A 3,898-nucleotide genomic window follows, 5' to 3' on the forward strand; every position below is an offset into this window, starting at 1 on the left:
CCACGACGTGACCTTCGTAGGTGTCGCTGCCCGGTTCGACGAAGAAGGTGCCGCGATCGGCGAGCTGGATCATCGCGAACGGGGTGACCGTGCCGGCACGGTCGGAGACGAGCGAACCGGTGTGGCGCGCCCGGATCTCGCCGGCCCACGGCGCGTAGCCGTGGAAGATCGCGTTGGAGATGCCGGTGCCGCGGGTCTCGGTGAGGAAGTCGGTGCGGAAACCGATCAGGCCGCGCGACGGGATGATGAACTCCATGCGGACCCAGCCGGTGCCCTGGTTGGTCATCTGGACCATCTTGCCCTTGCGGTTCGCGAGGAGCTGGGTGATGGCGCCGAGGTGCTCCTCGGGGCTGTCGATGGTCAGCTCTTCGTAGGGCTCGTGCAGCTTGCCGTCGATGGTCCGGGTGACCACCTGCGGCTTGCCGACGGTCAGCTCGAAGCCTTCGCGGCGCATCTGCTCGACGAGGATGGCCAGGGCGAGTTCGCCACGGCCCTGCACCTCCCACGCGTCCGGACGTCCGATGTCGAGCACGCGCAGCGACACGTTGCCGACGAGTTCGGAATCGAGCCGCGTCTTGACCATGCGCGCGGTGAGCTTGTGGCCCTTGACCCGGCCGACGAGCGGCGAGGTGTTGGTGCCGATGACCATCGAGATGGCCGGCTCGTCGACGGTGATGCGCGGCAGTGCCACCGGGGTCTCCGGATCGGCGAGCGTGTCGCCGATCATGATCTCCGGGATACCGGCCACGGCGACGATGTCGCCGGCGACCGCGACCTCGCCCGGCTGACGCTCGACACCGACGGTCTTGAGCAGCTCGGTGATCTTGACGTTCTTGACGCCGTCGGCGTGCATCCACGCGACGGTCTGGCCCTTGCGCAGCTCGCCGTGGTGGATGCGCAGCAGCGCGAGACGACCGAGGAACTCGGAGGCGTCGAGGTTGGTGACGTGGGCCTGCAGCGGGGCCACCGGATCGCCCTTGGGTGCGGGGATGCACTCCATGAGGACCTCGAAGAGCTCGTCGAGGTTCTCGGCGTCGGGGACCTGGCCGTTCTCGGGCTGCTTCTTCGATGCCTTGCCTTCACGGCCGGAGGCGTAGAGGACGGGCAGGCCGAGGGCGAGCTCGGCGGCTTCGGCGGCTTCGTCGTCGAGGTCGGACGCGAGGTCGAGCAGCAGGGTCTGGCTCTCCTCGACGACCTCGGCGATGCGGGCGTCGGGCCGGTCGGTCTTGTTGACCACGAGGATCACCGGCAGCGACGCGGCGAGAGCCTTGCGCAGCACGAAACGGGTCTGCGGCAGCGGCCCCTCGGAGGAGTCCACGAGCAGGACGACACCGTCGACCATGGACAGGCCGCGCTCGACCTCACCACCGAAGTCGGCGTGGCCGGGAGTGTCGATGACGTTGATGACCGTGACGGTGCCGTCGGGGTTGTGCCGGTGCACAGCGGTGTTCTTCGCGAGAATGGTGATGCCCTTCTCGCGCTCGAGGTCGCCCGAGTCCATGACCCGGTCGACGAGTTCCGCACGTTCGGCGAACGCGCCCGACTGGCGCAACATGGCGTCGACGAGAGTGGTCTTTCCATGGTCGACGTGCGCCACGATGGCGACGTTCCGAAAATCAGCGGTGCTCACGCGATAGCTCTCCTGGCTGTAGTCCGGCCACACGGCACTGGACCCGGTCGGCACCTCGCCCGTACGGCGTTCGTCTCGATGGCCGCGACGCGAGATTGCGAGCTACCTGCTCCGCCCGAAACTCGGCGTGCAAGTACTGCGGCCGTCAATACACTTTACAGGCCGCTCGTAGGTCGCTGCGTCTACCTCAGCCGATATCCGCAGGTCGGCAATGATCGGGGTGACGTTCGACACTTCCGCGGGAGACGCAAGGTCCGAATCCGGCACCTCATCCACCCCTTGGCCCACGAGTAAGGGGATGCTAACCTTCGCCCGCCGGTGGATTCGCCGCGCGCTGGTCCGTGGAAGGCAGGCGGGACGTATGGGGAAGGTGAAGGCGAGCAAGGTAGCGGGCCTGAAGCCGAAGAAGAAGTGCTGCCGCAAGAAGACGCGGTGCCTCGAATGCCCCGTCGTCGTCATGCGCATGAGGAAGGTCGAGAACGACGGCCTGAGCAAGAAGGAACTGCGCAAATATCTCGACCGGGCCCGTGCCGCCTGACTCAGCGCCGCAGATGCTCCCGCAGGTCCGGGATCCACGCGCGGTCGGCCGGGACGAGATCGATCCGCCCGAGTTCGTCCGCGTCGACCCACCGCAACGCCGCGTGGTCGAGCGGCTCGGGATCACCGGAGACGAGTTCGACGCGGTAGGCACACAACTCCCGGCCCCCGGCCAACGGCACCGCCACGCCCAGACGTTCCGCGCCGCGCACCTCGACACCGAGTTCTTCCCTCAGCTCCCGCACGAGCGCCGCTTCCGCACTCTCCCCCGGTTCGGCCTTGCCGCCGGGCAACTCCCACAGTCCCGCGAGGTCGGCGGGCCGGAGACGCTGAGCGAGCAGCACGCGTCCGTCCCGGATGACGGCGCCGGCCACTACGTGCCCGTCGGGCGCCGGTGTACTCGCAGACGATGTGCTTGCAGACATGACCCGCATCGTCCCAGAATGAGTCATGTCCCAGCTGCTGACGGACGGGGAGATCGACGCCGCGCTGGCCGAGCTGCCGCACTGGCACCGCGCGGGACGGTCGCTCGTCCGCACCATCGAGGCACCGACCTTTCCCGACGCGATCGCGCTCGTCGACCGGGTGGCCGTCGTCGCCGAGGAAGCGAACCATCATCCGGACATCGACATCAGGTGGCGGAAGGTGACCTTCGCGTTGAGCACGCACTCCGCCGGTGGCATCACGGAGTCGGATCCGGCTCTTGCGCGCCGGATCGACGAGGAGGCCCGACACTCGGGTCCGTAGTCGCCTGCTCGTCCCGTCCCGTGCGCCCGGCGAGGATCATGACGACGTAGACGGCAAGGACACCCACCACGTTGACCGCGCCCAGCCAGGCGAGCGGAGCGGGGCGTTCGACGTCCCAGATCGAGTCCTGCGCCGTGCTGAGCACCCATGGGACGCCGATCAGCGTGACCGCCGCCCAGCACACGGCGACGACGCGGGCGCCGAGCGTGCGTGCCGCGGGGCCGTAGACCAGCCACAGCAGCAGCGGAACCACCCATACCCAGTGGTGGACCCACGAGATCGGTGAGACGAGCAGACCGAACAGCTGCACGACCAGCAGCGTGCCGAGGCGATCGTGGGTTCCGTCGGGCAACGGCCGCAGCGACCGCCACGCCGCGAACGCGAGGACGGCGCAGACGACGACGGCGAGCAGCCACGCCGGGCCGAGACCCACGTCCTCACCGGCGACACGGCTCAGGGCTCCGCGCAGCGACTGGTTCCACACCGAGACGACCGGCCCGATCCGGTCCGCGTCGCCCAGGAGGGAGCCGAAGTAGGTGGCGGCCTGGGAGCCGAGCACGAGCAGGCTCACCAGGACCGTCCCCGCAAAGACGACGGCGGAGAACACCGCCTCGCGCCGGCGCCGCTGCGCGAGGAAGTACAACCCGGTGATCGCGGGCGTGAGCTTGATGCCGGCGAGCACACCGACGAGACCCCCCGACAGCCACCACCGCGAACTGCGCGCCGCGAGCATCACGCCGAGGACGAGGAAGACGTTGATCTGCCCGTAGTCGAGTGTGGTGCGAACCGGTTCGGTCCAGATCCCCGCGGCCGTCCACACCATCGCGGTACCGGTCCACGACCGGTTCCGCGCCGGAGCGGCAGCCCCCGTCCTCGTCGACATCACCGTCGCTCACGACGAGTTCGAGAGCGATCCGCACGACGGCGAAGAGCGCAGCGACCGTCAGCAGTTGCCATGCCACGCCCAGGACACCGAACGGGATC

Annotated in this window: 4 protein-coding genes and 1 pseudogene; 2 read left to right on the top strand and 3 right to left on the bottom strand. The window is 68.7% G+C overall.

Annotated elements, in window-relative coordinates; translation table 11 throughout:
• Positions 1-1,630 (bottom strand): translational GTPase TypA (gene typA, locus R1101_RS0117960; protein ID WP_037224022.1); only part of this gene is annotated, 1,630 nt, incomplete at its 3' end.
• 361 nt (positions 1,631-1,991) lie between these two features.
• Between typA and R1101_RS30730 the strand changes: the two genes are divergently transcribed.
• Positions 1,992-2,168 (top strand): hypothetical protein, encoded by a 177-nt coding sequence (locus tag R1101_RS30730; protein WP_016934740.1) that lies wholly within the window; start codon positions 1,992-1,994, stop codon positions 2,166-2,168.
• A 1-nt stretch (position 2,169) separates the two neighbouring features.
• Here R1101_RS30730 and R1101_RS0117970 read toward each other — a convergent pair whose 3' ends face one another.
• A complete protein-coding gene (locus tag R1101_RS0117970; protein ID WP_051017585.1) occupies positions 2,170-2,592 on the bottom strand; it encodes a (deoxy)nucleoside triphosphate pyrophosphohydrolase in 423 nt (140 codons plus the stop codon).
• A 25-nt stretch (positions 2,593-2,617) separates the two neighbouring features.
• Here R1101_RS0117970 and R1101_RS0117975 point away from each other — a divergent pair, with 25 nt between their 5' ends.
• Positions 2,618-2,914: a 4a-hydroxytetrahydrobiopterin dehydratase gene (locus tag R1101_RS0117975; RefSeq protein WP_016934742.1), complete on the top strand. Its 297-nt coding sequence runs from the start codon at positions 2,618-2,620 to the stop codon at positions 2,912-2,914.
• On the opposite strand, the pseudogene R1101_RS27350 reads toward R1101_RS0117975, so the two are convergent.
• Positions 2,850-3,898, bottom strand: a pseudogene (locus R1101_RS27350) (mannosyltransferase); the annotation flags it as partial. The gene R1101_RS0117975 and the pseudogene R1101_RS27350 overlap by 65 nt on opposite strands.

It is taken from the genome of Rhodococcus sp. R1101 (assembly GCF_000278445.1).
Taxonomy (GTDB): Bacteria; Actinomycetota; Actinomycetes; order Mycobacteriales; family Mycobacteriaceae; genus Rhodococcus; species Rhodococcus gordoniae.